We start from the raw sequence: 25,485 nt of genomic DNA, 5'->3' as shown, positions 1-25,485 counted from the left end.
AAGCAAAAGCGCCGTGTATGAGACTTTGAGTTAAGGAAATACCATGGCGCAAGCGCAATCGGGGATTTGTGCTGAGGCAAACCTACACGGTTTGCATTTATTTTTTAATGTATTTGATGGTCATGACGAGTCATTGCGTAAAAAACTAAAGCGAGTCAGTGTGATTCAAGACGAGTTCGCTGATCAATTTTCAGAATCTATGCTCTCAAGCCTTGTGGCTGTAGGCGCGCAGTATTGGCCACATGTTTTACCTGAGTTCATTCCAAGCCAACTACAAAGCTTTCCTAATATTACGCATAATGATCATGTTATGGGGGCACAGCCGTTCGATTTATTTGTACAAATTCGTTCAGATAGAGAAGACGTAAACCATTTGTTCGCATTACAAATACTTAAATTGTTTGCCCCTGATGTTGAGCTTGTTGAGCAAGTACGTAATTTTCGCTTTTTAGATGGGCGCGACTTTAATGGTTTTATACTCGGGGGGGATACCCCCCATGGTCGTCAAAAGCGAATCACGGCTTTAGTTAGCAGGCCGGGGCACTTTGAAGATCAAGGTAGTTATATCCATGTGCAGCGTTATAAGCATGATTTGAGTGTATGGCAGCATCTATCATTACATGAACAAGAGCAAATAATGGGGCGTACGCGATTAGATAACACGCTGATCATACCACCGTTACAAACCAGTCATGCAGTACGAACTGAACTTAAAGACGAGCAAGGCCAAGCGTTGCTTCTCAATCAAAGCATGCCTTACGGTGATGTAAATGAGCAAGGTGTATTAGCAATAAGCTGCGGCGCATTTGGCTCGGTGTTTGAGCAGGTGTTACGTAGCCGCTTAGGGCAGGGCGAATGCTATGACCATTGGCTTGATTTTACACAAGCTGATATGGGGTCGGCATTCTTTGCCCCGTCAATTAACTTTTTAAAGCAGCTTTAAACCGTATCAAATAAAAGACGAACACGCTCAAGGGTTACATCAATTTCTGAAATTTTAGCTGGGGCAATAAAAATAGTGTCGTCTCCGGCAATTGTACCCAAAACACCATCTGCTTTACCTAATGAATCGAGTAAGCGAGCAATTAATTGTGCAGCACCTGGGCTGGTGCGAATAATGATCATCATCTCATTATGCATAATATCAATCACTAATTGGCGCAATGGGCTTTTTGCTGTAGGTACACCCATTTCAGCGGGTAGGCAATATACCATCTCTTGTTTTGCATTGCGTGTGCGTACGGCGCCAAATTTACTCAACATGCGCGATACTTTACTCTGGCTGATATTATCAAAACCTTGCTCTTTTAGAGCGTCTACGATTTCGCCTTGAGAACCAAAATTCTCTTCTTTTAAAAGTGATTTAAAGGCTTTCACCAGTGCTTCTTGTTTATCATGTGGTTGCATGTTGCTGTTCTGCTCTTGTTATTTGATGAGCTAAATTCTACACAAAAATGAATATTTATGCAGTAGTTGTTTGTCGTATGCGCTTTGTAAACAAGAAAGTTTACAACTATGGTCGAAATTATATGCAAAATAAGCAGGATAAATTTGTCTTTAGGCATTAATTTCATTATCTTTAGAGCCACAAATATTTCCCTATCTCAAATTACGGAGAATTCCAATGAAAGTTGCTGTATTAGGTGCTGCAGGCGGTATCGGCCAAGCGTTGTCTTTATTATTAAAAACAGGTTTACCAGCTGGTTCTGAATTATCACTTTATGATGTTGCTCCAGTTGTTCCTGGTGTTGCTGTTGACCTTTCTCACATCCCAACAGATGTTAAAGTTGCTGGTTTTGGTGCTGACGCACTTGACCAAGCGTTAACGGGTTGTGATATCGTGCTTATCCCTGCGGGTATGCCACGTAAGCCTGGTATGGACCGTGCTGATTTATTCAACGTAAATGCGGGTATCATCAAAACATTAGCAGAAGGCATTGTTGCTAATTGTCCTACCGCACTTGTGGGTATTATTACAAACCCAGTAAATGGCACTGTGCCAATTGTTGCTGAAGTTTTCAAAAAAGCAGGTACTTACGATGCTAAGCGTGTTTTCGGTATCACTACTTTAGATGTGATCCGTTCTGAAGCGTTCGTAGCTGAGCTTAAAGGTGTTGATGTTGCAACTGTGAAAGTACCAGTAATTGGTGGTCACTCAGGCACAACTATTCTTCCTCTTTTATCTCAAGTTGAAGGTGTTAGCTTTACTGATGAAGAAGTTGCAGCACTTACTCCACGTATCCAAAATGCAGGTACTGAAGTAGTAAATGCTAAAGCTGGCGGTGGTTCTGCTACATTATCAATGGGTGCTGCTGCAGCACGTTTTTGTATGTCTTTAGTTAAAGGCCTACAAGGTGAAGACGTTGTAGATTATGCATACGTTGCAGTTGAAAATGGCGATGCAGAATACTTCGCTCATCCAGTACGTTTAGGTAAAAATGGCGTAGAAGAGATTCTTTCTTACGGCGAACTAAGCGCGTTTGAGCTACAAGCTAAAAACGATATGCTTGATACGCTGAAAAAAGACATCCAAGAAGGTGTTGATTTCATCAACGCTTAACCTTGCTTATATCGCCAGCTATTGGCGGTAATAAAAAAGCCTGCAATTGCAGGCTTTTTTGTGCTCGAAATCAAATCGTTAATTTTAGTGACTACGATCAACAGCAATACGGGCTAGGCTAACTAAGGCTTCTTTATAAGGCGAATCAGCTAACACGGATAAACAAGCAATGGCTTTATCTGCTTCTTCGTTTGCTTTATTCATGGTGAACTCGAGTGCATTTGTTTCATTTAGCGTATTGAGTATTGCGTCTAAGTGCTCCATACCATTACTGTGCTCAATTGCATCACGAATTAGCTGAACCTGTTCAGCATTACCTTGTTGCATAGCATAGATAAGTGGCAGGGTTGGTTTACCTTCAGCTAAATCATCACCAATGTTTTTACCTAACTGATCTGCATCTGCATTGTAATCAAGTACATCATCAACCAATTGAAAAGCAGTACCTAAATGCATCCCGTATAAATTGAGTGCTTTAAGTGTTTTTTCATTTTGTTCAGTAATGACTGCAGCAAGCCCTGTAGCAGCTTCGAATAACTTAGCTGTCTTAGAGTAAATAACCTGCATATAACTGTCTTCAGTGGTGTCAGGGTCATTGCAGTTCATTAATTGCAGCACTTCACCTTCAGCAATCACGTTCGTTGCATCGGCAAGTATTTGCATTACCTGCATTTTACCAATCCCGACCATAAGCTGAAATGAGCGAGTGTAGATAAAGTCGCCGACCAATACGCTTGCAGCATTACCAAATTCAGCATTTGCTGTTGGTGTGCCGCGACGTAGGTTTGACTCATCAACAACATCGTCATGAAGCAGTGTTGCAGTGTGAATAAATTCAACAATGGTTGCTAAGGTGATATGGTCTTTGCCTTCATAGCCAAGTGCTTTGGCCGCTAAAATAGCTAACATAGGACGAACGCGTTTGCCGCCACTGTTAACAATATATAAGCCAAGCTGATTGACAAGTGCCACATCTGAGCGCATTTGCGCATATATAAGTTGATTGACGTTATTCATATCGTTTTCGATTAACGCCTGGATAGCTTTTATATCCATTGATCTCCGAGCCAAATTTAATGGGTATACGCAGCCGATTGTACAACAAAAAACGCGCTTGCTCGATATTTTGTGACAATTCCCTGAAAAAACACGTTTAAGCAGCTTAATTTAGCCTTAATTAGCCAACTTAACTTTTTATTTTTTTTAAGTTGGCTTAATTCATCGTGGATGTTTTTTATTCATGACGTCTGTTTGCCTACTCTGTAACTTATTTGTCATTCGGTGTTAAAAAGCGCTTGGCATAACGTCAATTTAATATAAAATAGGGGAAAATATTGAATTGCTCTCAATGCAGCTATTTTTTATTCATTTAATTAATAAACGGGCTTGCTAGTTTTTGCACATTAGCGTAAACTTCGCGCCCTATTGAAGAATATTTTAGTTGCGTCGATTTGAGGGCGCACAGACGGAGTTAATTATGTACGCGGTTTTCCAAAGTGGTGGTAAACAGCACCGTGTGACTGAAGGTCAAACAATTCGTCTTGAGAAATTAGACGTTGAGACTGGTGCAGCAGTTGAATTTGATTCAGTACTTTTAGTTGCTGATGGTGAGAAAATCGAGATCGGTGTACCGTTCGTAAACGGTGGTAAAGTAACAGCTGAGGTTGTTTCACATGGTCGCGGTGAGAAGATTAAGGTTGTTAAATTTAGACGCCGTAAGCATTCTCGTAAGCAAATGGGCCATCGTCAATGGTTCACAGAAGTTAAAATCACTGGCATTAGCGCTTAATTAGAGGTACTTAGAAATGGCACATAAAAAAGCAGCTGGTAGTACTCGTAACGGTCGCGATTCAGAAAGCAAACGCCTTGGCGTTAAGCGTTTTGGTGGCGAATCAGTTCTAGCGGGTAGCATCATTGTTCGTCAACGTGGAACTAAATTCCATGCTGGCACAAACGCAGGTATCGGTAAAGACCACACTATCTTCGCAAAAGCAGATGGTAAAGTTCAGTTTGAACAAAAAGGTCCTTTAAACCGTAAATACATAAGCATCGTATCTGAGTAATCAGAATCGGTTCTTAAAAAACCCCGCCTTTGCGGGGTTTTTTGTTTTAAGTCTTAAGAATATATCCCCAAGTGTTTTTATCACATAGTGTGCTCTATAGGCCACTTGGGTATATAATAGAGTTATTAACAAGCCAATCCTAAAGTGAGTAATCATGAAGTTTGTAGATGAAGTAGAAATTCGCGCAGAAGCTGGCGACGGTGGCAGTGGTATCGTGTCTTTCCGTCGTGAAAAATATGTCCCAGATGGTGGACCAGACGGCGGTGACGGTGGAGATGGTGGTAGTGTTTATCTACAAGCTGATGAAAACTTAAATACCCTGATCGATTATCAGTTTGAGCGTTTTCATCGAGCTGAGCGTGGTACAAATGGTCGCAGCCGTAACTGTACGGGTAAAAAGGCTGACGACTTATATGTGATGGTGCCAGTGGGTACTCGTATAATGGATGTTGATACTCAAGAAGGTCTTGGCGATTTAACGCAAAATGGTCAAAGAATTTTGGTTGCAAAAGGCGGTTTCCACGGCTTGGGGAATGCGCGTTTTAAATCAAGTACTAACCGAGCGCCTCGTCAAAAAACACTGGGTACACCAGGTGAAGTTCGTAACCTTAAATTAGAGCTATTATTATTAGCTGATGTAGGTTTATTAGGTTTACCTAATGCAGGGAAATCTACCTTCATACGCAGTGTATCAGCAGCTAGACCTAAAGTGGCAGACTACCCGTTCACCACGCTTGTTCCTAATTTGGGTGTTGTGCGTCCAGAAGCAAATAAATCATTTGTTATTGCCGATATCCCAGGCTTAATAGAAGGCGCATCTGATGGTGCAGGTCTTGGTATTCGCTTTTTGAAGCACCTTGAGCGTTGCCGCGTATTGCTGCATATTATTGATGTAATGCCTGTGGATGGTTCAAACCCAGTTGATAATGCATTCGCGATTATTAATGAGCTACATCAGTACAGCCCTAAGCTTGCTGAAAAACCGCGTTGGTTAGTGTTCAATAAGATTGATTTATTGCCAGAGGATGAAGCTAAGGCGTTGTGTGAGCAAATTGCTGAAGAGCTTGGCGAGACTGAAAATATTTATAGTATTTCAGCAATTAATAAATTACATACACAGCCTCTTATTCATAACATCATGACACTGCTTGATAGTATGCCGAAAGAGAAGTTTGTGCCAATCGAAGATGAAGATGTTGAGTTTAAATGGGATACTTACCATAAAGATGCGACTAAGAAGAAGAATGATGACGACGATGATTGGGACAACTGGGATGACGATGATTATGACGTTGAAGTTGTCTACGAACGTTAATCAGAGATAGATTATATAAAAGGAGCCTGTGCTCCTTTTTTCTTGTTTAATGAAAAAGTATTGGATGTTAATGTGAAAATTTCAATGATTGCCGCGATGGCTAACAACCGAGTTATAGGCCAAGATAATAAAATGCCATGGCATTTACCTGCTGATTTACAGCATTTTAAAGCGGTAACAATGAGTAAACCTGTGATCATGGGACGTAAAACATTTGAGTCAATCGGTCGTCCTTTACCTGGACGAAAAAATATAATCATTAGTCGTAACACTGAATATAGTGCACCAGGTATTGAGGTTGTAGCATCGCCAGAAGCCGCGCTTTCATTGGCTTATGAGAGTGATGAAGTGATGATTATTGGTGGTGGAAATATTTATCAGCAATTTTTAGAACGCGCAGATTCACTCTATCTTACTTTTATTGAGCTTGATGTTGACGGGGATACGCAATTTCCTGATTATGAAAAAATGGCTAATTGGCACGTTGTTGAAGAACAATTTAACCAAGCTGATGAAAAGAATTTACATGCCTATAAATTCGTTACATTAGATAAAATTACGTAACATTATTGCGCTTATTCTTATACGTTGGTACAATATTAGACAATTAGGGTAGGTTAAAAGTATTACACAAGGGTACAAAATGATTAAATTATCGACGTTACTTATTGCTGCAACAGTAGTTTCTGGTTCTATGGTTTTCAGTGCACCAGCTAAAGCAGATGATCAATTAGCAGTTTCAATCTGCGAATACATTGCTGCGGATGATAAAAACCGCTTGCGTAGTAAGCTTAAGAGCTCGCGTGTAAAGATTCGTAATATTTACGATGCTGTACAATGTAATGGTAATAACCTTCTTCGTCATGCGATTGCCAGCAATGCGGCAGATGCAGGTGAGTATGTTGTGAAAAACCTATCTAAAAGTTCATTATCAGACGGTGCAGACATAGCATGGGCTGAGGCAAACGGCCATGGCGGCTCTGCACTAATTGCAGTAATTAAAGATCGTGCGGGTTTATAACCGCTGATTTAATTATTAAAAAAAAACCGCGGCTGCCGCGGTTTTTTTATGGCGATTCGAATATGGCGTTACCTTATACCAATCTGCATAAATATTTGAACAATTTAACGAATTAAATCACGCTATAACGTCGTTAAAAATTTTCATTTAGAACAACTAGATATAAAAATTTTTGCCTAGGGCGTGTTGACCTTTGTGGATTGAAATTTGCTCAAACGCGGGGAGGTTTAATCTCTCCGCTAGGTTTGGAATCGAGTGGGCTGAGTAAAAACCAAGCAACAAACAAAGAGTAAATCACCCCGAGGCAGAACCCAAAGGGCAACGCCTGTTTGACATTGATGCTGCGTTATCGCCTATTTATGGGGAACAACCACACACCATAGGTGCTGCCTTGCCTAAATACCAAACATACTGCTGTAAAATCAATCACGAAAGGTCAACACGCCCTAGCGTTAAGTAAAAAGATATTTAGGATTGGGTTGAGCTTCATTCATACCAAATTTAGGTGAAAATCTAATGTGGTTGGTGTGATTCTTAATCGAATAACTTTACTCTTGAACTTAGATTAAAAAAGCCGCGCTTGTGATTTCAAGCGCGGCTTTTTATCTTTTTTACTCTTTATATTATACTTTAAATGCATCTACCGATAAGCGTAATTCTTCGGCAAGTTTAGCTACTTCCGAGCTTGATATATTGGTCTGGTTAGCTCCCTCAGCAGTTTGTTCAGCGATTGCGACTATTGACTCTAGGCGTTCGCTGATCTCTTGAGATACTTGTTGCTGCTCTTGTGCTGCGGTTGAAATCTCTTCACTTACATCGTGTGCTTGTGCTACGGCTGCTGTGATTGAATCTAAGGCTGTGTTTGCTAAGTCAGATTGCTCAACGCATGATTCAGCTTGCTGTTTGCCTTTTGACATGGCAGCAACCGCAGCTTCAGCACCGCTTTGTAGTGATTCGATCATTGCTTGAATCTCTTGCGTTGACTCTTGTGTCTTACTTGCGAGCGAGCGAACTTCATCAGCAACAACAGCAAAGCCTCGGCCTTGTTCTCCAGCGCGAGCTGCTTCAATTGCGGCATTAAGCGCGAGTAAGTTTGTTTGGTCAGCAATACCACGGATAACATCAAGGATACTGCCAATAGAAGCACTATCTTGGTGAAGCTTATTGATCACTTGTGAAGCAGCGTCAACTTCACGCGCTAGTTGCTCAATGGTCGCTTTATTATGGCTTGAAATACCCTTAACACGGTCAGCTTCTTTGTCTGCATTTTTAATTTCTTTTAATGCTTGTTGTGCACTGTTGCTAACGGTTTGCGAGGTGCTGCTCATTTCGGTAGTCGCAGTAGCAGCTTGTTCAACTTGTGCTTGTTGGTTACGAATAGCTTGACTAGATTCACCTGTAATCGCCGATGTTTCTTCAGATGCAGCAGCAAGCTGTGTCGAACGAGAAATAATACCTTGGATCAAGTTTCTTAAGCTTTCAATTAATGTATTACAGCTACGAGATAACTCGCCAAATTCATCTTTGGCAGTATCATCTAAGCGTTGTGTCATATCGCCACTGGCAACAATGTCAAGGATGCGGTTTACTTCAGCTAAAGGTTTAGTAATGCGGCTAACGGTAATGTAGGCAACTATAATTGCTATCAGTGTTGCACTGATCATACCAATCCAAGTCCAAAGGTTAGCAGATTTAACGTCGGTGCTTACATCTTTTTGCAACTCAAAAGCGAGATTACTTGCTTGATTAACCAATTTGTTAAGCTGCTTTAATGCTGTGGAAGTGGCAACCTCAGCTTGTGCAAGCTCAGCTTGGGTCATTGCGATCACATCAATTAGCTTTTTCTTGTTAATTGAAATGCTATTTCTGCCCATAACGTTGTCATTCAACGAAACAAAATAGGTATTTAGATCGTTAAATAAATCAGGGTTATCTGCTTCTACCGCAGGTTTTAAAAGTTTTAAGCTGCGTTCAATTTCTTCTAAATAATAGACTTGTTCGTTTTTGACGATATCTAACGTATTTTGTGTTTTTACTGTTAGCATATCCGTACTTGTAGTAACTAATGACAAGAAATTATTTTCTAACATATTTGCGGCTTGAAAAGCACGAGCATCTTTTTCTTCTAACCCATCTATGTCAATAATATCTAATACCACAGAGTTAGCATCTTCTGCTGCCAGTTCAATATTTTCTAATTGAGCGTGAAGTTTTTTGTTTAATTCTAGTTGGCTGCTTTTGTCTTTTAACAAATCTTCAACCGATTTGATAAACCCCTTGTATGTTTGTTCTACATCGAGGCTACTTTGATTCAGCTCTGGGTTGTTTCTTACAACATCTTGTAATTGTAAATAATATTTATCAAAGCGTTGTTTTTGAGCAAAAACTGCTTTTTTAATTGGAGCTAACTCTGCAGCAGATGATGTATAAAAACTACCTTGAGCTGCTTTGCTCATTAATATAAATTCAACTTGTAAATCAGAGCTTTTTTGTAATGCTGGAAGCGATAGTTGATTTACTTGCTGTGCTGAATTATTGATATTGGCTATTCTTAGCAGTGAATTCACCCCAATTAATAGAAGCAATAAGGTGATACAAATAAATCCACCCCATATACGTTGACTAACAGTTAAGTTCATATGAATTTCCATAAAAGAGTAGCGACAATTGCTTATCGGCTTTATTGCAAATAAGTTAAGTAATTAAATCTAATTACTTTTAACATTGATTACTATAAATTTAACAGAAGATGAATAATTTTTCAGTTAAATGAGACAAAATTAGTAGAATTAACACTAAAGCGTTGCTTATTACTTAGCTCTAAGAGGGTCATTTTTCCTCCCCAAACACAGCCAGTGTCTAAAGCATGTATATGTGAGTGCGATGTTTTCCCTTCAAGTGCAGCCCAATGCCCAAAGACAATATCTTTTTTCAATGTTTTAAATCGAGGGTGATTGAACCAAGGGATCATTGCATTAGAGTCAGTAATAGCACCTTTATAACTAAGATCTAGTTGTTCATCGGGGGTTAGAAAGCGCATTCGAGTAAAGTAATTAACGATATAGCGAAATTTTTCAAATTTAGTAAGTTGTTTGCTCCAGGTACTAGGGTGAGCCAAGTACATATGATTGAAGAAATCATGAGCGTGAGTACTTTGATAGCAGTCTGTGGCAAATTGGGCATGTTTGAGAGCTTCTTTAATCGTCCATGCGGGGTTAAGACCAGCATGGCTTATAAATACTTGCTGTTCTTCAAGCCATAATGCAAGGGGTTGCTGTTGTAACATCTTTATGTAAGCTGGGAATTTTTCACTGCGCAGTAAGGGGCCTAACTTATCTTTAGGGTTGGCCGCTTTATTTAAAAAGTAGTTAGCAATGAGGTGTAGATCGTGATTACCTAACGTAACGGTAATACTATCTTGGTATGTATATAGATAATCTAAACAAGCGAGTGAGTCAGGTCCACGAGCAACAATATCGCCAACTAAGTAAAGGTGATCTTTGCTAGGGTTAAAGTCAACCTGTTGCAGTAAGGCGTGAAATTCATTAAAGCAGCCTTGTAGATCACCAATTGCATAGTTAGCCATAGTTGTTAATGTAAAATATTTGGCTGTGCTAAACGAAAAACATTAATTGGCGCGTCAAATTCAGTGCCAAATTCATTCTTCAAGGTATAGTATCCTTGCATGGTGCCAACAGGGGTGTCTAGTACTGCGCCGCTTGTGTACTTATAGCTTTCACCAGGACCAATTGTTGGCTTTTCACCAACGACACCTTCTCCTTGCACTTCGATTTCTTTGCCATTGGCATCGGTAATTAACCAATATCGACTTACCAATTTAGCACTGCATAAACTATGGTTTTTAATTGTTACAGAGTACGCGAATACATATTTATCTTGTTCTGGCTGTGATTGCCCTTCAACATAAAATGTCTCTACTGAAACCTTGATGGGTGAGCCCAAATTACTGCTTGTTGTCATAAATCCAATTAGCTATATCAATAAATTGTTGTAACGAAAGACATTCTGCACGCAGCTTAATATCAATACCAATACTTGTTAATTCATCAGCCGTGAGTAAATTAGCTAGGCTATTACGCAGCGTTTTACGGCGTTGATTAAAAGCTTCTAAACACACTGTGTTAAGAATTTTAGTACTTTTAGCTGTACGTTGTTCTGGTTTTTTTGGAATTAACCGAATAACCGCAGAATCTACTTTTGGTGCAGGTTTAAAGCACTCAGGTGGTACTTCTACCACTGGCATTGCGTGGCAATAATATTGCGTCATGACACTTAAACGGCCAAATGTTTTACTACCTGGACCTGCAACCATACGCTTTACAACTTCTTTTTGAAGCATGAAGTGCATGTGCTCAATGTTGTCAGCAAATTCAAATAAGTGAAACAATAAAGGTGTTGAAATGTTGTATGGCAAATTACCAAAAACTTTTAATTTTCGCTCATCATTAATGAGAGTAGAAAAATCAAACTTCATCGCATCACCTTGGTGTACGGTGAGCTTTGGACCTAAAAATGGATGTTCGGTTAGGCGTAAAGCCAAGTCTTTATCTAGCTCAACAACGGTTAAGTGACCACTTAACTCGCTTACAGGCTCAGTGATTGCACCAAGACCAGGACCGATTTCAACTAAATTATCTTCAGGTTTAGGATCAATCGCGGTGACGATTTTATCGATGATCATTTCATCAAATAAAAAGTTTTGCCCAAAACGTTTACGGGCGCGGTGTCCTAAATGTACTTTATCTGTCATTGATTTTGTGCTTTTTCATGGGCGAGCTTAATTGCTTCGCGGATCGCTAATTCAAAACTGCCAACCTCAGCATCACCTGTACCGGCTAAATCGAGTGCCGTACCGTGATCTACTGAAGTGCGTATAAACGGCAAACCAAGAGTTATATTCACTGATTTGCCAAACCCTTTGTATTTTAGCACAGGTAAGCCTTGATCGTGATACATTGCCAGTACCGCATCCGCTTGTGATAGGTATTTATCCTGAAATAATGTATCAGCAGGTAATGGGCCAATTAGGTTCATACCATCGGTATTTAACTGTTCAATTGTTGGGGTTATCGTGTCGATTTCTTCACGGCCTAAATGGCCATCTTCACCTGCATGCGGGTTGAGCCCACACACTAAAATTCGTGGTTTTTCAATACCAAACTTAGTTTGTAAGTCATGGTTTAGTATCCCCGCAACTTTTGTCAAACGCTCGGCAGTAATTGCGCGTGATACATAAGCAAGCGGAATATGTGTGGTTACCAGCGCAACACGTAGTCCCTCGGTTGCAAGCATCATGACTACATCGGCAGTATTTGATTGTTGAGCGAAATACTCTGTGTGACCACTGAATGAAATACCTGCTTGGTTAATGATCCCTTTATGAACAGGACCTGTAACGACAGCATCAAATGTACCATCCATATTTTTTTCAGAAGCAATACGCAGGGTATCTAACACATATTGGCCATTTGCATCATTTAAAACACCAAGCTCAACATCAGCCCCTAAATCGACTTGATGAATATAAATACTGCCAGCAGGTGCAATCGCAGGCGCTGCTGATTCATCAAATGGAATTAAGTTGATATTTAAACCTAACTGTTCTGCACGCTGCTGTAATAATTTAGCGTCAGCAATTGCGATTAATTGAGCCGGCCAGTCATGCTGGATTAGCTTTAAAAGTAAATCAGGGCCAATCCCGGCAGGTTCACCGGGAGTTATTGCTATACGTAGGGTCATTTACTGATCCAATGGAAAGATTTCAACATGGGCTTGTTCACGCATTTCTTGCTGCCAGTTAAAACTTTCTTCTTTAAATTTACGATTAAACAGCATGCCATGAGCACGATTACGTTTAGCTAGCTCAGTTTTATCAGCCACTCGCGTATCTAGCAACTGTATAATGTGCCAACCAAATTTTGTTCTAAAAGGGTCACTAATTTCATTTTTATCCAATGATAAAAGTGTATCTCTAAATGCAGGTACATACGTTGTTGGATCTGTCCAATCATACTCGCCGCCTTTTAGCGCAGAGCCTGGATCTTCTGAATATTCTTTCGCAAGTTCGCCAAAGTCTGCTTTACCAGCACGTAAGTCTTTGGCAAAACCATTAAGCATGTTACGGGCTTTTTCTTCACTTAAAATTATAGATGGGTTGATCAAAATATGGCGAGAGCGTACTTCGGTGGTTTCCACTACTTGACGACCACGAATATCTTGAACTTTAATAATATGGAAACCTGCGCCTGAGCGAAGTGGGCCAACAATGGCTTCTTTCTTCGCGCCTTTAACTGCTTCAGCAAATAGCGATGGCATTTCATTGATGCTCATCCATCCAAGCTGGCCACCTTCAAGTGCTTTAGAGCCGCTTGAAGATGAAATAGCAATACGCTTAAATTCTTTACCCTCTTGTAAAAACTCAATGACTTTATCTGCACGAGTTTTTGCACTGGCTATTTCATCTGCTGTAGCGTTGTTTGGAATATCAACAAGAATATGACCAATATCATACTCTTCAGTATTTTGACCTTGGCTTTCCATTATTTTTAATAAGTTGTCCACTTCCTGTGGGCTTATATAAATACGGCGATCAACATTGGCGCGCATAACTTGTTGCGTTGTGATTTCTTTACGAATTTCTTCACGATACACTTGAAAGCTTTCACCTGATGCCTCGATAGTTCGGCGTAAATCTGCAATCGACCCGCCTTGCTCTTTTGCCATACCAACCAATGTTTGATCAAGTTGACTATCTGAAATCTCTAAACCCATACGCCCAGCAAGCTGCATCATAAGTGCTTGGTTAACTAAACGCTCCATCGCTTGGATACGTAAAGTTTCGTCAGAAGGAAGCTCTTGTTTTTGTTCTTTTGCTTGCAGTTTTACGCGGTTAACGATGGTGTCAACTTCGCTTTTTAAAATAACGCCTTGATTGACAATACCGACAACTTTATCGATTTCAACAGGGGCTGCGAAAACGCTGTGAGATAGGCTTAAGCCTAATAATGCTGATGCTAATAATTTATTTAAATTCATACTTTTTCTAATACTCTTGCTAATACTAGTTATTAAGAAAATACGGTCTACGATAGCCAAAAATACCTTGTTGTAATAATTTTTGTGCATCATAACGGCTTTTACTACCTAATCCTTTCAAGACAATGTTAAAACCAATGCTTGAGTCAAAGGTGGCTTGTTCTAGGCCTATCGCCTGATTTAAATCAGTTTCGATTTGACGACGACCGGTAATTTGAAAGGCCCAACAGCAGGATTCATACTGCAATCCACTGAATGCCTCAATACTACGACCGCTTTCTAAATCACGGTGGTAGCTACTTACAAACTGCCATTGATCACTTAGCGGTATGCTAGTAAACAAGCCAACTTGCTCGATTGTATTGCCTGAGACATCGTTTGCATAGCGATGGTTCAATTGTATCAGCTGATTATCGTCACCTTTATAGTCTAAAGTAACATTTGATTGGATAATCTGCTTGCCATCAGTGTCATATTGTATGCCACCGGATAAATACCAACGACGGTGCCAATGTAACATGGTTTGCGCGGCAAACAAGGCATTATAGTTTGTATCGGAGTTTAACCCTTGCGATGTTGGCTTAGCTGAATCGCTCAGGTAGAAGATTTGTCCTGCACTGAAATTAAACAATTCCTCGCTTTTATTATTAAATAACCGGGTTGTTGCACCGAGTGTAAATTGGTTCGCTGCAGCAATACGGTCAACGCTTGAAAAGCGGCTATCGCGAAACAGACCAAAAAAGTCATCTTGTAGCTTAGTTGTATCGTATAAGCCAATATCTGATTGATCTTTATTTGGTGTGTATAAATATTGTATTTGTGGTTCTAAGGTTTGAATGCCGTTATCAGTAAACGTTGTTGTGTCACGTTCAAAATTTAATTGGCTGTGTAAACGAACTTTAGGAAGCGTACGAGAGACTGACTTAGCGTAGTCAGTACCGTTTAAGTCACCTTCTTGCCTATAGTTAGTATGTAGAAGGCTAAGTTCAGACAAAAATGACCATGCATGTTCTTGGTAACCAAAGCTGGCTTTAGGTTCAATGTGTAAGCGAGTAGCCTTTTCAATTACCTCAGTGTCGTTAGTAAAGTGGCTTAATTCACCATTTAAGGTTAAATCAACGGCTTTAAATTGAAATGGTGTTGTTTGTGTAAACGTAATTTGCGGCAGTGCTGCGTAAGATTCTACGTGATCACCAAGCACTTCAAAGTTTTGTACTTGAATATCTGTTCGCCACAGTTCTCCTAAATAAGATAAAGAACCGGTGCGATATAGTTGTGTGTCGGTACTTGCAGCATAGCCTGAATTTAAATCAGTTAAGTAGTTATCATCGCTGACATTTGTAATGTCGATATTTGCGCGCCAATTTTCACCGAAATAGCTTTGTTGTTGCCAGTGAAATAGGAAGCGATCGTTTAGTTCAGGTTCAGATTCATCTTTATTTAAATACTCTAGACCAAGTAATCCTTGGCTTGTTTCGCTTAAATATCTAAATTCAGCCTGCAGTTGTAAGCCTTTATTAGACATATAGCGAGGTGTGATGGTGGCATCGTAGTTTGGGGCAATATTCCAGTAGTATGGCGTGACTGTTTCAACACCATAACGATCAGAACTCGAAATGTTTGGTGTTAATAACCCTGACTTTCTGCGCTCATCAATAGGGAAGGTAAAATAGGGCAAGTACAACACAGGGGTATCCATAATACGCAATACCATGTCATGTGTTTCTCCCCAGCCTTCTTCACGAGAAAGAGCAATTTCCTCAGCTTGAATTGCCCACAATGGCGTTTCGCCTGGGCAGGTAGTAAAGCTTGCGTTCAGCAGGTTTAAGCCAGACTTGTTAACAGTGAGTTTTTCAGCACCGCCATGGCCTTGTTGGTCAGTAAGCTTGTAATCAGCACCCAATAAACTAATTTGAGAGTTATTTAAATCAGCATTTAAACCTGAGCTTTTTACTTCACTAATTGGATCGCGATAAGTAATTGGGCCTGTAGCATTAAGGAGCCCGCGCTGTTTATCAATAAGTGCACTTTGTGCGGACAAACTCATAGTAAGGGTGTTAATATCAACGTTACCGGTAAATTCTGCGCTTTGAGTACCAAGCAATTCAATATCATCTGATTTGATATCGACCATGCCAAAGTCAAGGCCAGCAAGCGGTTGCCAAGCTCTGGTTTGCATTGAATTGCCACAAAGATTGTGTGCCAGTTCAGTTTCGGCAAGCGATGGTGCGCTGATCACACTTAGCATCATTATGCCCCAGGTTTTGCTCATTTATTAACCTTAATATGGTGTCGTTGAATATAGACCTCACATAATAAAGGAAAACAATGGCAAATACAGTAATTGACTTAGTGAAAAATAGATATCTTGTAAAATGAACCGTTATAAAAGTTTACAGCAGTTTTTAAATCCCCACTTTAGTGATGAAGAATACCAGTTAGCTGCGATCACGGGGGATGCGAGTTTTCGCCGTTATTTCCGTTTAAATCGCGGTCAAGATAGTTACATTGTTATGGACTCTGATCCAACTAAACTCGATAACACCCCCTATATTGAACTTAATAAAGTTTTTTCCGAGCATGGCTTCAAACTACCAAAAATATTACATGCCGATGAAAAACAAGGATTCTTCTTATTAAGTGATCTAGGCAATATACACCTCGCTGATATGCTAGAGGACAAAGAACGGACCAGCCACTATAAGCACCTCATAAAACTCAGTGCACAATGGGCTAAAATGCCGCCTGTAGCATACATGAAAGATTTTGACCGTGAATTTTTAGAGCTTGAACTCGGTATTTTCTTACAGTGGCTAGTGGAAGGATTTTTAGGGCTGACAGTGACACCCGCAATTGATGCCCTGTGGAAACGCAGCGCGGAATTGCTTATTGAAAATGTACTTGCCCAGCCAAGTGTTACAGTACATCGAGATTTTCATAGTCGTAACATTATGCGGAGTAACCAGCAATGGGCGATTATTGATTACCAAGACGCGGTTCAAGGCCCTGTGTGTTATGACCTTGTTTCATTATTGCGCGATTGCTATTTTAAACTGCCCCATGATGAGCTCGAATATTTACTTGAGCACGCCTATAAAGAGTTTAAGGAGCAAGGTCTGATCAGTGCTAACGTAAGTTTTGCACAATTTAAGCAGTGGTTTGATTTGACCGGTATTCAACGGCATTTAAAAGCCGCAGGTATCTTTTGTCGTTTAAATTTACGTGATGGCAAGCTGGGCTATATGGAAAATGTACTACCGACATTACGCTATATTGCGGATGTGGCACAAGAACATAAAGCGCTGCAACCATTAGGGTTATGGATTGCCAATACCATCATTCCTGCTACGCGTGTCGCGATAAAAGAAAAATTAGGTAATTAATAAATGAAAGCGATGATTTTAGCCGCGGGGCGTGGTCAAAGAATGATGCCACTGACAGCGAAATTGCCCAAGCCGATGTTACAGGTCGCAGGTATGCCGCTTATAGAACACCATATCGAGCGTCTGAAAAGCGCGGGAATTACAGAAATTGTAATTAATCTTGCATGGCAAGGTGATAAAATTAGTGATTACTTTGGTGACGGTAGCGCATTTGATGTAAAAATTATTTACAGCCACGAGCCTGAAGGGGGGCTTGAAACTGCCGGCGGGATCATCCATGCATTACCTTTACTTGGTGATGACTTTATCGTTATTAACGGGGATATATTTACCGATTACGATATAAGCTCATTAGCGCAATTACATTTAGATATTGGTGAAGGGCATATCGTACTTGTTGAAAACCCTGCGCATAACCCTGATGGGGATTTTACTTTGCGTCACTTGGGCCCTGAAAGTCAAAAGTATACTTTTTCGGGTATTAGTCGGTTTCAGCGTCATTTTTTTGATGGTTTACAAGGCGGCGTATTGCCTTTAGGGCCATTGTTACGCATGCGTTTGAACGAATGTGATGTATCGACACAGTTGTACATTGGTATGTGGAATGATGTCGGTACCCCGCAACGGTTAGCGCAATTAAATGAACATGTAAGAGGAGCACCTCATGTGGGGTAAAATTTTAGGTGCCTGTTTTGGTTTTATGTTTGGGCGTATTGTTGGATTGTTTATAGGCCTATATTTAGGGCATATGTTTGATAAAAGCCTCAAGAAAAATTTTGATAAAGCGGGTGGCTTTTCAAACTTATTTAAAGGTGATGATGATATAAATCAACGCCAAGCATTGTTCTTTTCAAGCTGTTTTGCTGTTATGGGGCATATAGCGAAATCAAATGGACGAGTCAGTGAAACTCATATTCGTGCTGCCAGTCTATTTATGGATGAGATGGGTTTAAAGGGCGATGACCGTAAAGAAGCACAAGGTGCATTTAAAGCAGGTAAAGAAGCTGACTTTTCATTAAAAGAAACGGTTTATGATTTTAAAGAGCGCTTTGCTCGTCGTCATGATTTACTGCAGCTTTTTTTAGAAATTCAAATCCAAATGGCATTTTCTGACGGTGTGCTTGCCGCTCAAGAAAAAGAGCTGTTACAAGAAGTCAGCAAGCATTTGGGTATTTCAAAAACACATTTTGCGTTTGTACTTAAGCGGTATCAGGCTGAGTTTTCATTCCGCCAGCAGCAACAGCGCTATCAACAACAGCAAAATCGTCAGCAAGGTCAAAGCAGTAGCTATCGAGAAGGCTCAGGTCATCATGTTCCACCCAATAATGGCATGAGCCGCACTCAAGCCTTGGCGTTGTTGGGTTTAAATAATGAAGCGAGTGAGCGTGATGTAAAAGTAGCGTATCGTAAATTAATGGCGCAACATCACCCTGATAAATTAGTATCTCAAGGCTTACCTAAGCATATGATGGAACTGGCTGTGAAAAAAAGCCAAGATATTCAATCGGCTTATGAGTACTTAAAAAAGGCGGCGTAAAAAACCGTCCACCTCTTTGGTTAATCGCTCATGTTGCTCCGGCGCTGAGCGTAAACCAAATAACTCACGTTGGCGGTAATCATATTTACTATGACGTTTTACCCAACGCTTTCTTTGGGCAATGCTTAACAACAAGTTGGAATTATCAACGCTGTAATAAACATCCAACAGTGGTGGGCTAATCGTTGATATTGTTGCATTGAGCTTTTTATTTCGCTCCGTGTTTGGTAAATAGCTACTAAGGCTAATAAATGCATCAATATTTGTGCTTGGAAAGCTTGCATAATGCTCTAATAAAACCCCAGCACTGGCACCTTGAGCCACTACGACTATTTTCCCATCTTCATTTAAAGCACTTTCATACAAGGCGTTAAATCGCGAAATAAGGTTAAGCTTATAGTTATCAATAATCGCGTTGCTGATCATAGGAATTGCATCTACATGCTTGGGTGAAGCCATTGGTGCAGAGGCTTGTTCTAGCGCATCATTTGTAGGAGTATTAGTTGGTGCTTCGGTATTTTCTTGGGGATCGGGTGTTGTGGTTTCTGTTTCGTTGATGGCGCTATCGTTGACGGTGCTATCGTTGACGGTGCTATCGTTGGCGTACCAATCTATATCAGGGACTGTCATTGCAATAGTTGCGTAGCCTAAATCATTTAGCTCAGTACGCAAAAAATTAACACCGTCATTATTCGTTGGTAAATGCTGCCAATCAGGAATAATTAAAACCACACCACGTTGTTGAGCACTCATATGTTGACGGTATAACGTTGTAAACTCTGTTTCGCCAGCGAGTAGGGGTTTTACTTCATCATCAGGCATTAAGCGTGCTAAATCACTGCTAGCAATAGTTGACCATGGTGTTGGCGCAATGAAATCAGCCGCAAGGAGGGGCGCTGCCAACATTAAACAGCCGACAAAGCTGATTAATTGATGGTTTTTTAATTTTTTGCCAATAATCATAGTAACCACGTGCAATGAATCAATATATGGTTATCGGCTTTAATTGTAAAAAGTTTAGCGTAATTTCTATCAATCAAACGATGCAATTAAAAATCAGGTTCAGCTTCAAAGATCATAGTTTGTTCAGTGATAGGGTGGGTGAGTTGCAACATTTGCGCATGTAACTGCAAGCGTGGTGCTGCACTTAACGCATCAGGGTGAGCGTACAACCTATCACCTAAAATAGGGTGACCCAACGATAGCATATGGACGCGTAATTGATGAGAGCGACCTGTAATTGGCGTTAACTCTACGCGCGTTGCGTGTGCTTCATATTCCAGTACGTTGTAATGCGTCAAGGAAGGCTTACCATTATCATGATCAACCATTTGTTTTGGGCGGTTAGGCCAGTCACAAATAAGGGGTAAATCTACAGATCCAGTTTCAGGTTTAAGCTTGCCGTACACACGAGCAATATAGCGCTTAGCTGTTTGACGTTCTTGAAATTGCATACTTACATGGCGATGAGCGGCTTTATTCATCGCTAAACAAATAATCCCAGAGGTTGCCATATCCAAACGATGAACAATTTTAGCGGTGGGGAATACACGATTAACACGGGCAATTAAACAGTCTGCGTGTTTAGGATCTTTGCCGGGTACTGTTAATAGCTCACTGGGCTTATTTACAATCAGTAAATCATCATCCTGATAAACAATGGTTAAATACGGATCGAGCGGGGGGTTGTAATTAAGTAACACGATAGACCTCAGCGATTCACAAGCGTTGCATTTTAGTGTAGTCATCCTTATTTCACAATCACTAGGCTTGATTCCTTTTCAAGTAAGCGTTTATGTTGGCTACAATATTTGTTTGAAGGTTAAAAAAGCGTGGTATAAATTAATACACCGCGCTTTTCTAAAGCTTATAGCTTATAGCTTATAGCTTATAGCTTATAACTTATAACTTCGAGCTAAAGCTATGATCAGTGAGAAACCACGATTAAGCGAATAGCATCAAGTTTTAACTGCGCTTTTTCAATATGCGTGGTTAGCTCAGTGCGTTGCTTGTCGTAAAAAGTCAGCTCTTCTTCACGAATGTTTGGGTTAATTTGTTTCAGCGCCGCTAAGCGAGCTTGCTCTTCAGCGAGTGAATGTTGCATTTTCTCAAGGGCAGCGGCACGGATCACTTCAAGTTTTGTTTGCGCCATTGCTTGCGCGGTTTTGATCATTGGATGAATTGCGCTTTGTAATGCTCCGGCTAATTTACTTGCTGTTTGACGGCCAACAGCAGAGAGCTGCTGATTAAATCCATCAAACCCAACATTTTCACCTAAATTATTACTCGCTTTATCAAGCAAAATACGAATCGGTGTTGGTGGTAAAAAACGACCTACTTGTAGAGCTTTTGGTGCCATCGCTTCGCCTAAGAAAATTAGCTCAACAAAGAAAGTTCCCGGTGGTAACTTTTTGTTTTTAAGAAGCGCAACAGAGGCGGTACCAAAGTCATCATCACAAATCATGTCTAAGGTGCCTTGCACCATAGGGTGATCCCAACTGATAAAGTGAACATCTTCTTGTGATAACGCGGTATCACGGTCGAATGTTACGGTTATACCGTCATCTTTTAAGCTTGGGAACGATGGGTTTAGCATGTGTTCTGTTGGCTTTAGGATTATGGTATTTTCACCTTTATCTTCTTGGCTGACGCCAAAGGTATCAAATACATTGATCATATAACTTGGCAATTCAAACTGGTTATCAAGCTTTTCAATATCAGCTACTAATGAATCAGCGGCACCTTGACCTGATGAATGTAGCTCAAGTAAACGGTCACGGCCGCTTTCCATTTGCTTACGCAATTTAGCATTTTGGTTGGCAACTTGCTCAAGTAATGGATCAAGTTCATCTTCATCGCAGTTGTGCGCTGAAATAAATTCAAGCAGATCTTCACTAAATTCTTTATAGAGCATTTGGCCTGTGGTTGACGTGGTCTCAAAGGCATCTAGGCCTTCGTTATACCAGCGCAGTAGCACTTCTTGTGCAGTGTTTTCAAAATACGGCACATGGATATTGACGTCTTGCGTTTGACCAATACGGTCTAAACGGCCAATGCGTTGTTCTAATAAATCAGGGTTTAGCGGTAAATCAAATAAGACTAAATGATGTGAAAATTGGAAGTTACGACCTTCAGAGCCAATTTCAGAGCATAACAATATTTGTGCGTTGTCGTACTCGTCAGCAAAAAATGCAGCAGCGCGGTCGCGTTCAATAATCGACATACCTTCATGGAATACTGAGGCTTTAATCGCTTCACGTTCACGCAATATTTGCTCTAAGCTAATCGCCGTTTCTGCTTTAGCACAAATCAGTAATACTTTTTCGTGTTTGAGAGTTTTAAGGGTGTTGATCAGCCAATCTACGCGAGGATCAAACATCCCCCAGCTTGCGCTTTCGCCTTCAAACTCTTGAAATATTTTTTCAGGAAAGAGTGCGCGTTGTGCACTTAACTGAGCATTTTGAATGCCGCTCATATTGCCAAGTACGGACATTGCTGTTTTATATTGTTTTGGTATTTCCATAGGGTAAGCATGGAGCTTACGACTAGGGTAACCATCAATGCCACTGCGACTATTTCTAAATAAGATACGGCCTGTGCCGTGGCGATCTAATAGCATGGCTAAAATTTCTTTACGAGCCGCTTCATCACCACTTTGTGCTTGTTCAAGGATACCTGTGATATCGGTTTCTTTTAACAGCTCAATTAATGTGGCTTTGGCGCTATCATCAAGCGCTTTGTCTTGAAGTAATTGATTGGCTGCCTCTGCAATGTGCTTGTAATTACTTTCTTCTTCTACAAAGGCATCGTAATCATAAAAACGATCAGGGTCGAGTAACTGTAAACGCGCAAAATGGCTACGGTGACCTAATTGATCAGGAGTTGCGGTTAATAATATTAACCCAGGAATGTCTTGGCTTAATTCAGCGATACGTTGATATTCAGTACTTTGCTTGCCATTGGCAATACTTAAATGATGCGCTTCATCAACAATAAGTAAATCCCAATCTGCCATGGTTGCTTGTTCAAACCAGCGTTTTTTCTTGGTTATAAATTCAAGGCTGGTAAGCACTAATTGTTCGGTATCAAATACATTGGGTGAATCAGCAAATGCTTCGTCGCAACGTTCTTCATCAAAAATAGAGAAGTGTAAGTTAAAGCGGCGCAACATTTCGACTAACCATTGATGCTGTAAATTTTCAGGTACTATGATTAATACACGGCTGGCACGGCCACTGATGATTTGTTGATGTAAAATCATACCTGCTTCAATAGTTTTACCAAGGCCCACTTCGTCAGACAATAATACGCGTGGTGCAAATCGTTTGCCTACTTCTTGAGCAATGTAAAGCTGATGCGGTATTAAGCTTGCTCTTTGGCCAATCAGTCCTTTAATGGGGGATTGTTGGCGTTCAAATTGATGTTGCCAGGTTTGGTAGCGCAATGTGTAACGATCAAAACGGTCAACTTGGCCGGCAAATAGGCGGTCTTGTGGTTTATTAAATTTTATAAAGTGATCTAAAAAAGTTTCTTTTAATTGTGCTTTTTCACCGTTATCGACACGAGTGCCATGATAACAAAGTAGATCACCGATAGGTTCAATTGACTCGACTTCAAGTTCCCATTCTTCAACGCTTTTGATCACATCACCAGGATTAAATGCCACGCGAGTAACCGGTGCTTCTTGCATTGAATAAACACGGTTTTCGCCACTGGCTGGGAATAAAATGCTGACCTGTCGGCCTTCAAGGGCAACGACTGTGCCTAATCCTAAATCTGACTCTGTATCACTGATCCAACGCTGACCTAAGGAAAAATTCATGTATGTCTCGTCTATGAAGAAAAAGGCGGCTATGTTACCTGTAACCTAACACCACTGCAAGGCGCTAACTAGCTCACTTTTAATTAATTTAGTAACTGCGCATTATTCCTATTAACGCACATGTTTAATTGACTAATTTCAAACTAAAAAAGCTTTGTCATAAAAGGGTCTTTTATGACAACTAAGCTAAACTTACAATATACCTTAGCAATTAAGTGTTATGAGCTTAGCGTTAACTCGTTTTACTTAGTTAGTTGGGTATAGCATAAAAATCATAAAACGTAAGGAAAGTGCTATGGAAAAAGCTTCGAACCTTGATAGTAAAATGTATGTGCTAGATACCAATGTATTGCTTCACGAACCCCTCGCGTATTTATCATTCCAAGAACACGACGTCGTTATTCCAATGACCGTTCTAGAAGAACTGGATCATATTAAAGACCGTAAGCATGATGTTAGCCGCGATGCACGTGTGGCCATTCGCGGTTTAGATGAAGTACTCAAAGATGCAACCCCAGAACAAATGCTCAAAGGCGTTGCGTTACCTAGTAATAAAAAGGCTAAAGCGTCATCTGCAGGCACACTAATCATTGTTAACGACCATTTATTTGCAGATTCGATCTCTGGTTTACCGGGAAATGAAAATGACCATCGTATTATTAATTGTGCCGTGCATTTACAAAAGCAGCACGCACATGTCAAAGTTGTATTGGTCACTAAAGATATCAATATGCGCTTGAAAGCCAAGGGGGCAGGGCTTAAATACGTTGAAGATTACCGCACCGACCAACTCATTGATGATATTGCACTCTTAAGCAGTGGCTATCAAAAAATCACCGGTGATTTTTGGCAACATGTTGGCGAGTGTGAAACGCAGCAACATGGTAGAGATACTTTTCATAAAGTAGCAAAAAGCCTCATTCCAGGTGTGTTTTGTAATGAGTATTTATTTGATGACAACGGCCATTTTGCAGCGCGAGTTAAATCGTATGATGATCAACACATAATGCTCAAAGATATTGGTGTTGAACGTTTGATGCATCAATCTGCGTGGGGTGTTAAACCAAAAAACATTTACCAAGGTATGGCCCTTGATGCGTTGCTAGACCCTAATATTGAGTTAGTCATTTTAACTGGCCCAGCAGGATGCGGTAAAACCTTATTAGCACTGGCCAGCGCTCTTGAAATGATTATTGAAAAAGGTATTTACGATAAAGTAATCGTTACTCGCAACACCCCTGAAATCGCAGAATCAATTGGCTTTTTACCAGGTACAGAAGAGGAGAAAATGGCGCCATGGTTAGCTGCAATTACAGATACGTTAGAAGTGCTCCATAAAGGGGATGAAAACCCAATATCAAGTCGTAATTACATTATGGAAAAAGCGAATGTACAGTTTAAATCAGTTAACTTTATGCGTGGTCGTAGCATTCAAAATGCAGTGGTTATTTTAGATGAAAGTCAAAACCTGACTGCGTCACAGCTAAAGACGATTATCACCCGTTGTGGTGAAGGGACAAAGTTAATTTGTTCAGGTAATCTGGCACAAATAGATAGTAACTACTTAACCCCAGTGACATCGGGCTTAACCTATATTGTCGAGCGCTTTAAGGACTTTGAGGGCAGTGCTACCGTGAACCTCAATGGTGTTGTTCGTAGTCGCTTAGCTTCATTTGCGGAAGAAAATTTATAACTTGCGTGAATGTACTTGGCTCGATAATCTAAACT

The 25,485-nt window shown here is 40.4% G+C and carries 23 protein-coding genes; 11 read left to right on the top strand and 12 right to left on the bottom strand.

Annotated features, from left to right (window positions below; all coding sequences use genetic code 11):
- The first annotated feature begins 43 nt into the window (after positions 1-43).
- Positions 44-943, top strand: coding sequence for a Dyp-type peroxidase (locus ADS77_RS11805; RefSeq protein ID WP_054454575.1), 900 nt, complete (start codon positions 44-46; stop codon positions 941-943).
- Here ADS77_RS11805 and argR read toward each other — a convergent pair.
- Positions 940-1,407: a transcriptional regulator ArgR gene (argR, locus tag ADS77_RS11800; RefSeq protein ID WP_054454574.1), complete on the bottom strand. Its 468-nt coding sequence runs from the start codon at positions 1,405-1,407 to the stop codon at positions 940-942. The genes ADS77_RS11805 and argR overlap by 4 nt on opposite strands.
- 217 nt (positions 1,408-1,624) lie before the next feature.
- On the opposite strand from argR, the gene mdh reads away from it, so the two are divergent.
- Positions 1,625-2,560 carry a malate dehydrogenase gene (gene mdh, locus ADS77_RS11795; protein WP_054203097.1) on the top strand — a complete coding sequence of 312 codons (936 nt, stop codon included), beginning with the start codon at positions 1,625-1,627 and terminating at the stop codon, positions 2,558-2,560.
- Positions 2,561-2,644: 84 nt separating this feature from the next.
- On the opposite strand, the gene ispB is transcribed toward mdh, so the two are convergent.
- On the bottom strand, positions 2,645-3,616 hold the full coding sequence (ispB, locus tag ADS77_RS11790; protein ID WP_054203098.1) for an octaprenyl diphosphate synthase: 972 nt from the start codon (positions 3,614-3,616) through the stop codon (positions 2,645-2,647).
- A 421-nt stretch (positions 3,617-4,037) separates the two neighbouring features.
- Between ispB and rplU the strand changes: the two genes are divergently transcribed.
- The 5 genes from rplU (at position 4,038) to ADS77_RS11765 (ending at position 6,959) form a co-directional block, all read left to right on the top strand.
- Positions 4,038-4,349 carry a 50S ribosomal protein L21 gene (gene rplU, locus ADS77_RS11785; RefSeq protein ID WP_004587921.1) on the top strand — a complete coding sequence of 104 codons (312 nt, stop codon included), beginning with the start codon at positions 4,038-4,040 and terminating at the stop codon, positions 4,347-4,349.
- A 16-nt stretch (positions 4,350-4,365) separates the two neighbouring features.
- The gene (gene rpmA / locus ADS77_RS11780) at positions 4,366-4,623 is read left to right on the top strand and encodes a 50S ribosomal protein L27 (protein ID WP_054203099.1); all 258 of its coding nucleotides are present in this window, start codon (positions 4,366-4,368) and stop codon (positions 4,621-4,623) included.
- A gap of 154 nt (positions 4,624-4,777) precedes the next feature.
- Positions 4,778-5,938 (top strand): Obg family GTPase CgtA, encoded by a 1,161-nt coding sequence (cgtA, locus tag ADS77_RS11775; RefSeq protein WP_054203100.1) that lies wholly within the window; start codon positions 4,778-4,780, stop codon positions 5,936-5,938.
- A 72-nt stretch (positions 5,939-6,010) separates the two neighbouring features.
- Positions 6,011-6,502 carry a type 3 dihydrofolate reductase gene (gene folA / locus ADS77_RS11770; protein WP_054454612.1) on the top strand — a complete coding sequence of 164 codons (492 nt, stop codon included), beginning with the start codon at positions 6,011-6,013 and terminating at the stop codon, positions 6,500-6,502.
- Positions 6,503-6,581: 79 nt separating this feature from the next.
- Entirely contained in the window at positions 6,582-6,959 is a 378-nt protein-coding gene (locus ADS77_RS11765) for a DUF3718 domain-containing protein (protein ID WP_054203101.1), read from the top strand.
- 623 nt (positions 6,960-7,582) lie between these two features.
- Here ADS77_RS11765 and ADS77_RS11760 read toward each other — a convergent pair.
- The 7 genes from ADS77_RS11760 to lptD all read right to left on the bottom strand — a co-directional run bounded on the left by ADS77_RS11760 (position 7,583) and on the right by lptD (position 16,287).
- On the bottom strand, positions 7,583-9,598 hold the full coding sequence (locus ADS77_RS11760; RefSeq protein WP_054203102.1) for a methyl-accepting chemotaxis protein: 2,016 nt from the start codon (positions 9,596-9,598) through the stop codon (positions 7,583-7,585).
- A gap of 122 nt (positions 9,599-9,720) precedes the next feature.
- Complete coding sequence (locus ADS77_RS11755; RefSeq protein ID WP_054454572.1) at positions 9,721-10,545, bottom strand: symmetrical bis(5'-nucleosyl)-tetraphosphatase; 825 nt, start codon at positions 10,543-10,545, stop codon at positions 9,721-9,723.
- Between the two features lie 5 nt (positions 10,546-10,550).
- A complete protein-coding gene (gene apaG, locus ADS77_RS11750) occupies positions 10,551-10,940 on the bottom strand; it encodes a Co2+/Mg2+ efflux protein ApaG (RefSeq protein ID WP_054203104.1) in 390 nt (129 codons plus the stop codon).
- Positions 10,924-11,730, bottom strand: a complete 807-nt coding sequence (rsmA, locus tag ADS77_RS11745) for a 16S rRNA (adenine(1518)-N(6)/adenine(1519)-N(6))-dimethyltransferase RsmA (RefSeq protein WP_054203105.1) — start codon at positions 11,728-11,730, stop codon at positions 10,924-10,926. The genes apaG and rsmA overlap by 17 nt, the downstream gene beginning before the upstream one ends.
- Positions 11,727-12,719 (bottom strand): 4-hydroxythreonine-4-phosphate dehydrogenase PdxA, encoded by a 993-nt coding sequence (pdxA, locus tag ADS77_RS11740; protein WP_054454571.1) that lies wholly within the window; start codon positions 12,717-12,719, stop codon positions 11,727-11,729. Before pdxA ends, rsmA begins: the two co-directional genes overlap by 4 nt.
- Positions 12,720-14,015 (bottom strand): peptidylprolyl isomerase SurA, encoded by a 1,296-nt coding sequence (gene surA / locus ADS77_RS11735; RefSeq protein WP_054203107.1) that lies wholly within the window; start codon positions 14,013-14,015, stop codon positions 12,720-12,722.
- 25 nt (positions 14,016-14,040) lie between these two features.
- Positions 14,041-16,287, bottom strand: a complete 2,247-nt coding sequence (lptD, locus tag ADS77_RS11730; RefSeq protein ID WP_054454569.1) for an LPS assembly protein LptD — start codon at positions 16,285-16,287, stop codon at positions 14,041-14,043.
- 103 nt (positions 16,288-16,390) lie between these two features.
- Here lptD and ADS77_RS11725 point away from each other — a divergent pair, with 103 nt between their 5' ends.
- From ADS77_RS11725 to djlA, 3 genes are read left to right on the top strand one after another with little or no spacing between them, the layout of a single operon-like run.
- Complete coding sequence (locus tag ADS77_RS11725; RefSeq protein ID WP_054454567.1) at positions 16,391-17,398, top strand: aminoglycoside phosphotransferase family protein; 1,008 nt, start codon at positions 16,391-16,393, stop codon at positions 17,396-17,398.
- A 3-nt stretch (positions 17,399-17,401) separates the two neighbouring features.
- A complete protein-coding gene (gene murU, locus ADS77_RS11720; RefSeq protein WP_054203110.1) occupies positions 17,402-18,073 on the top strand; it encodes an N-acetylmuramate alpha-1-phosphate uridylyltransferase MurU in 672 nt (223 codons plus the stop codon).
- Positions 18,063-18,935 carry a co-chaperone DjlA gene (gene djlA, locus ADS77_RS11715; RefSeq protein ID WP_054203111.1) on the top strand — a complete coding sequence of 291 codons (873 nt, stop codon included), beginning with the start codon at positions 18,063-18,065 and terminating at the stop codon, positions 18,933-18,935. The genes murU and djlA overlap by 11 nt, the downstream gene beginning before the upstream one ends.
- Here the strand turns inward: djlA and ADS77_RS11710 are convergent.
- The 3 genes from ADS77_RS11710 to rapA all read right to left on the bottom strand — a co-directional run bounded on the left by ADS77_RS11710 (position 18,918) and on the right by rapA (position 23,757).
- Complete coding sequence (locus ADS77_RS11710; protein ID WP_054454565.1) at positions 18,918-19,898, bottom strand: DUF3530 family protein; 981 nt, start codon at positions 19,896-19,898, stop codon at positions 18,918-18,920. The genes djlA and ADS77_RS11710 overlap by 18 nt on opposite strands.
- Positions 19,899-19,984: 86 nt before the next feature.
- Entirely contained in the window at positions 19,985-20,638 is a 654-nt protein-coding gene (rluA, locus tag ADS77_RS11705; protein WP_054203113.1) for a bifunctional tRNA pseudouridine(32) synthase/23S rRNA pseudouridine(746) synthase RluA, read from the bottom strand.
- Between the two features lie 224 nt (positions 20,639-20,862).
- Entirely contained in the window at positions 20,863-23,757 is a 2,895-nt protein-coding gene (rapA, locus tag ADS77_RS11700) for an RNA polymerase-associated protein RapA (RefSeq protein WP_054203114.1), read from the bottom strand.
- A gap of 295 nt (positions 23,758-24,052) precedes the next feature.
- Between rapA and ADS77_RS11695 the strand changes: the two genes are divergently transcribed.
- Positions 24,053-25,450 (top strand): PhoH family protein, encoded by a 1,398-nt coding sequence (locus ADS77_RS11695; RefSeq protein WP_054203115.1) that lies wholly within the window; start codon positions 24,053-24,055, stop codon positions 25,448-25,450.
- The last annotated feature ends 35 nt before the right edge of the window (positions 25,451-25,485 follow it).

It is taken from the genome of Pseudoalteromonas porphyrae (genome assembly GCF_001298125.1).
Classification (GTDB): domain Bacteria; phylum Pseudomonadota; class Gammaproteobacteria; order Enterobacterales; family Alteromonadaceae; genus Pseudoalteromonas; species Pseudoalteromonas neustonica.
The sequence above is the reverse complement of the archived record's forward strand: the minus strand, read 5'-3'. Positions and strand labels throughout refer to the sequence as shown.